Origin of the sequence: Crocosphaera sp. XPORK-15E (assembly GCF_034931425.1) — a bacterium.
Taxonomy (GTDB): domain Bacteria; phylum Cyanobacteriota; class Cyanobacteriia; order Cyanobacteriales; family Microcystaceae; genus UHCC-0190.
This window is the reverse complement of record NZ_JAYGHQ010000009.1, coordinates 47489-53488: the sequence shown is the minus strand read 5'-3', so window position 1 is coordinate 53488 and position 6000 is coordinate 47489. Positions and strand designations below refer to the sequence as shown.

Genomic DNA, 6000 nt, shown 5'->3' with positions numbered 1-6000 from the left:
AGTCCCTCAGTCAGCATTCCCTCAGTCAGCATTCCCTCAGTCAGCAGTTTAATCAATATGGAGATAAAAAAAATGAATCAAACCATCAATTTAGCGGATATTCGTAGTGGTCAAATTAAAGATTTAGCGGGGATAGATTTATCAGGTGCTAACTTATCGGGTGCGGATTTAACGGGGGCCAATTTACGGGGTGCTAATTTACGGTGTAACTTACGGGGTGCGGATTTGACGGGGGCTGATTTAAGAGATGCTGACTGTCGTAATGCGGATTTACGGGGAGCGATTTTATTAGATATAGTGGGCAAAAATATCAGTTTAGCAGGGGCTTTTCTGGCGGGGGCAGTATTAAGCCATTTAGACTTAACGAGGGTCGATTTTCGGGGATGTGATTTACGGGGAGCAACCTTAATCGGAACGATTTTACAACAAGCTGATTTAAGCAATACTAATTTATCGGGAGCAGATTTATCTCAAGCAGATTTAGAAGAAGCCATTCTCAATGGTGCGATCCTGAGAGGGACTAATTTCAGTGAGGCCAATTTATTCTGCGCTCAAGTTGAACGAGTTATCTTAGAAGGGGCATCATTAAATGATGCTTGTATTGAAGGCACTCCTTGGGATCTCAGTTTGTGACACTTATCAGCCTTTGCTATATTGTCTGAGAGCAGCAATAAACATCCTTTGGAACAAAGATGGTCAAAGAACCCTTAATTGAACTCAGAGGCGTTTCTAAGTCCTTTGGCGGTAATGTTATTCTTGATGAGATTGATTTAACCATTTATAGTGGAGAGGCCTTAGTCGTTATTGGCCCATCTGGTACGGGAAAATCAACCATTTTACGACTCATTGCCGGATTATTACCCCTAGATCGTGGCGAAATTTACCTGAAAGGAAAACGACGCAAAGGCATTATTGAAGACGGCCATCAACCGATGAGAATTGCCTTAGTTTTCCAACAAGCTGCCCTATTTGACTCCTTAACGGTGGATGAAAATGTGGGCTTTTTTCTCTACGAACATTCTAAACTACCCCGCCCCAAGATTCGGGGATTAGTCGATGCTAAATTAGCTATGGTGGGATTACAGGGAATGGGCGATCGCTATCCTTCCCAACTTTCCGGGGGGATGCGAAAACGGGTTAGTTTTGCCCGCGCTTTAATTGCTAACCCTGAAAATACCCTAGACAACCCCGAAATTGTCCTCTATGACGAACCAACAGCGGGCTTAGACCCCATTTCTTCCACCGTGATTGAAGATTTAGTGCGTCGTCTGCAAAAAGCTCCTGGAGGGTGTGATACCTATGTAATGGTTTCCCACCAAGATAGTACCATTCGCCGCACGGCAGATCGGGTAATCTTTCTCTACGGTGGCAAAATTCAATGGGAGGGGATGGTAGATGAGATTGATAGCACTTCTAACCCCATTGTGCGACAGTTCTTTAGTGCCAGCATCAAAGGCCCAATTAGAGTAATCGATTAAGCTATGGTATGAGGGGATGAAAGATGAACAATCTTATCTATTCCTTGATCATTTTTTGAGACAGTGTGAGGAACAACCATGCTACGAATGCGAACCCTTCAGGAAGGCTCAGTCGGGCTATTTGCTCTTTTAGGACTAATTATGTTTGGGGGATTGGTAATATGGCTTCGAGGGGGTGTCTTAGGCCAACAAACCTATCAAATTATTGCTGATTTTCAAGATGTAAGCGGCTTACAAATTGGGGCCCCTGTTCGTTATCGTGGGGTGGCCGTGGGGAAAATTCTTGGACTCCAACCGAGCAGTAACGGAGTCAAAGTAGCGGTAGAAATATCTTCCACAGAGTTACGCATTCCCAGTGGCTCAAAGATTCAAATTAACCGTGTTGGACTTATTGGCGAGGCCTCCGTGGACATTACCCCCTCCCGTAGTTTGTCGAAGGAGGCCTTAGCCATTGATCCTACTAGCAAAGATTGTGCTGCGGCTCAAAAAATTCTCTGCAATAATGATCAAATTGAAGGGCAGACAGGTTCCCAATTGGTTGAAGCTTTGACCCGTTTAAGTAATGCTTACAGTGACCCCGAATTTGTGGGGAATTTAAGTTCAGCCGCGAAAAATGTCTCGAAAGCAGGGGATAAAATTGCTACACTTAGTGAAGAAGTGACTCGGTTTTCTAAAGCGGCTCGCGGTCAAATTGGTGGGGTATCCGGTGCCATTCGTCGTGCAGATCAAGCGGCTCAAGATGCTTCTCAATTGATGCGAAATGTTAATACAGTCGTCACCGAAAATCGCGCTGATCTCAATCGCACTATTAGCGGTGCTGCTAATTTAATTAATAACCTTGATGGGTTGGTGGCGGAAAATAGAGGGAATGTTGTTAATACTTTGAATAGTCTTGAGCGTACCAGTGATGAGGCGCGAAAGGTAGCAATTAATTTAGGCACAACGGTTAATAGGGTTAATGCTGGCCTTGATGAAGTTAATGTTAAACAAATTGCTAAGGATTTAGAAGTATTGATGGCTAATGCTGCCGAAACTTCTAAAAATTTACAGAATTTTTCCCAAGCAATTAATGATCCACAAGTTATTTTAGGCATTCAAAAAACCTTAGATTCGGCTCGCTCAACTTTTGAAAATGCTCAAAAAATTACCTCTGATGTGGAAGAATTAACAGGTGATCCTTCCTTCCGTGATAATGTTCGTAAATTGATTAATGGACTGAGTAGTTTAGTCTCTTATACGGAACAATTAGAACAACAAGTTTACACGGCCCAAGTTCTTGAAGTAGTTAGTGATCAGGTGGAATATCAATTAGTAACTCAACAAAGGTTAGACACAACTCAAACCCCTCAAAATTACCCGACTGCATTACCTAAACGAATTTCACCCCTGAAACAACCTATCCCTAAAATTACCCTAGATCCGGTTCAAAAACAAGGAGAAACCAGCGAACAAAAAGATAAAATAGATAATTAACCCAATTCTAGACAATTTCATCAGGATTAATGCCCAGTTCTCGCAATTTTTGAGCTAATATAGCTTCACGTCGTTGTGATTCTTCTTTGGCTCGTCTTTCCTCCTCTTTAGCTCGTCTTTCCTCCTCTTTAGCTCGTCTTTCTTCCTCTTTGGCTAATTTTTCCTGTTCCTTGGCTAATCGTTCCTGCAAGGCGGATTCTTGAGGAGTAGGGACTAATTCGCCTTCATTGGTAAAATAGCGTAATTTACCGTCTAATACTCCTAAATATAATCCTAATTCCTTACTCCATAGATAGCCTTGCTCATTGGGTGCGATCGCTTCATATTGTCCATGGGTCAAACTAAACCCTTCAAATTCTAAGGTATTCGGGTCAAACCAGAAATAATCAGGGGTACGGAAAATATTTTGATAAAGGTCTTTTTTGCGGGTTCTATCCACATTTGCCGTAGAATCTGAGAGTATTTCCATAATTAAATTGGGATATTTGCCCCCTTCTCCCCAAACTACCCAACTCTTACGGGGACGTTTTTGAGTGTCTAAAACAACAAAAAAATCAGGGCCACAGAAATCTCGCTTTTTCAGTTGTTCTGCGTTGTAATAAATAGTCAGATTACCAGAAGCATAGTAATCCGTTCTTTCTTGCCATAACCAGTCTAAACAAGCTAACAATAAGATTATTTGTTGTAAATGTAAGTCACTTTCCAAGGGAGGTTCATCACTCCATAAATCGGTGGGAGGACAGATAATTTCAGAAGTCTGGTCTAGGGTTGTCATCTTTTTAACCCGTTGTAATCGTTAAATCAATCATAGCAAATTAAGCTAAAACAGTTTTAAATGTAATCAGTTTGATTGAATCGCTGTGATCGCAACCGTATTAATAATATCTTCAACGGTACAACCTCGACTGAGATCGTTGACGGGTTTTTTTAACCCTTGTAAAATGGGGCCGATGGCAATAGCTCCCGTTTCTCTTTGCACTGCTTTATAAGTATTATTTCCCGTATTTAAGTCAGGAAAGATAAAAACTGTTGCTTGTCCCGCTACTTTTGAATCGGGTATTTTTTGCGCTGCAACAGTCATATCAACCGCAGCATCATATTGTATTGGCCCTTCAAATAATAAGTCAGGACGGCGTTTTTTAGCGATGATGGTTGCTTGTTTAACTTTTTCTACATCTTCCCCTTTTCCTGACTCTCCTGATGAATAAGAAAGTAAGGCAACTTTTGGAATTATCCCAAAAGTTTCGGCTGTTTCTGCGGAAACAATGGCAATTTCTGCTAATTGTTCGGCAGTAGGATTAGGATTAATCGCACAGTCTCCATAGACTAAAACTTTGTCGGGTAAACACATAAAAAAGACTGAAGAAACGAGTTTGTAATCTGGTTTTGTTTTAATAATTTGTAGAGCCGGACGAATTGTATGTCCTGTGGTATGAATTGCTCCTGAAACCATGCCATCTGCATCGCCTTTGTACACCATCATTGTCCCAAAATATGAGACATCTATCATCATATCTTTGGCACTTTCTAAGGTGAGTCCTTTGTGTTTTCTGAGGTCATATAATGTCTGAGTATAATCTTCTAAATATGGACTTTCTACCGGATTAATAATATTTAAGTTATTAAGATCTAATTGAATCCCATTATTTTGAATCGTTTGTTCAATTCTTGCTTTTTCTCCCAATAAGGTTATATTTACAATATCCCGTGATGTTAAAATAGCAACCGCTTGCAAAATACGAGGATCTTTTCCTTCGGGTAAAACAAGATGACGTTTTTTAGATTTGGCCTGTTGAATTAGGTTATAGGTAAATAATTTCGGGGTAATTCCATCAACTTCAATATCATTAATCAGTTGTTCTAATTTTGGTAGATTAACAGATTCATCAAAAATTTCAATACTCCAATTAATTTTTTCTAAATCTCCCGCTTTTAAAGAACTATAAACAGTTTGCAAACGAGAAGCAGTAGGATAGGTATAAGTATCCACCCACAAAATGGGTAACGGATCAGCAAGTCCCCCAATTAATCGGTCAATTGAACTTTCTAATTGACATTCAGTGGTTAGGAGAATACCTGCTAAATTTGGGTAATTTGTAGACTGATGAGCTTGTAATGTTCCAATGATAACATCACCTCTATCTGATGGTGTTACCACTAAATAATTGTCATCTAAGTGAGTAATTGCGTGTTGCATTTGCATGGCAGCAACAAGATAATTAAAGACTAAATTATCTAAACGATTATGTCCATATAAAACTTGGGCTTTTAGTTGTTCTGCAATTTCTCTGACTCTGGGACTATCTAACTTTTTATCATAGGGAATGACTGAGAATAAATAATGATTATCTGTGTAAATTTTTTGTAGGCTATCTTCTAAGGCTTTGACATCATTTAGAGCTACTTTGTTAACAATAATTCCTAAAATCTTGCAGTGTTTTTCTCGGTAAGCATCAGCTACAATTTTGAGAGAAATACTAATATCTTCAATGGATTTTTGATGACCATTACCTAAGATCAAAAAAGAGCATCCTAAGTTTTTAGCAATAGCAACATTAAGATCAAATGCAAAAGCTGCATTTTCTGCTACATAATCAGAGTTTTCACAAACAATAAAATCACAATTTTTCTCTAATTTCTTATATTTAGTGATAATTTTATCTAAAATCTCATCTAGTTTTTCTTGTCCCATCAAATTATTAACTTCTGAATACAATAACCCAAAGGAATCATGGTATGTTTGGGGTAATTTAAAATGAGAGAGAATTAAATCAATATGTTTATCTGGTTGATCATCAATAGGATCTTGAATAATGGGGCGAAAAAATCCCACTTTAGTCGTTTTTCTGAGGATAAGTTCAATAATTCCCAAAGCGATCAGAGATTTGCCGCTTCTGGGTTCAATGGTGCTAATATATAGAGAATTCGTCATAATAAAAGTAATAATAAATGAGCTAAGTTATGGAATTTAAAAAGTTAGCGATCGCTGTTCCTATCCTGTTTAACTTAATTTAGCACAAATTGAGGTTTAAATATAAAAACTACGGTA

5 protein-coding genes are annotated in these 6000 nt (G+C 39.0%); 3 read left to right on the top strand and 2 right to left on the bottom strand.

The features are described from left to right. The first annotated feature begins 72 nt into the window (after nt 1–72). The 3 genes from VB691_RS10980 to VB691_RS10970 all read left to right on the top strand — a co-directional run bounded on the left by VB691_RS10980 (nt 73) and on the right by VB691_RS10970 (nt 2951). Complete coding sequence (locus VB691_RS10980) at nt 73–633, top strand: pentapeptide repeat-containing protein (RefSeq protein ID WP_323291534.1); 561 nt, start codon at nt 73–75, stop codon at nt 631–633. Between the two features lie 59 nt (nt 634–692). Beyond that, nucleotides 693–1478 carry an ABC transporter ATP-binding protein gene (locus VB691_RS10975; RefSeq protein WP_323291533.1) on the top strand — a complete coding sequence of 262 codons (786 nt, stop codon included), beginning with the start codon at nt 693–695 and terminating at the stop codon, nt 1476–1478. Between the two features lie 78 nt (nt 1479–1556). Beyond that, the gene (locus VB691_RS10970) at nt 1557–2951 is read left to right on the top strand and encodes an MlaD family protein (RefSeq protein ID WP_323291532.1); all 1395 of its coding nucleotides are present in this window, start codon (nt 1557–1559) and stop codon (nt 2949–2951) included. A gap of 7 nt (nt 2952–2958) precedes the next feature. Here VB691_RS10970 and VB691_RS10965 read toward each other — a convergent pair whose 3' ends face one another. Together VB691_RS10965 and pta are read right to left on the bottom strand one after the other, a co-directional pair. Beyond that, nucleotides 2959–3726 (bottom strand): Uma2 family endonuclease, encoded by a 768-nt coding sequence (locus VB691_RS10965; protein ID WP_323291531.1) that lies wholly within the window; start codon nt 3724–3726, stop codon nt 2959–2961. Nucleotides 3727–3792: 66 nt separating this feature from the next. After that, on the bottom strand, nt 3793–5883 hold the full coding sequence (pta, locus tag VB691_RS10960; protein WP_323291530.1) for a phosphate acetyltransferase: 2091 nt from the start codon (nt 5881–5883) through the stop codon (nt 3793–3795). Between the last annotated feature and the right edge of the window lie 117 nt (nt 5884–6000).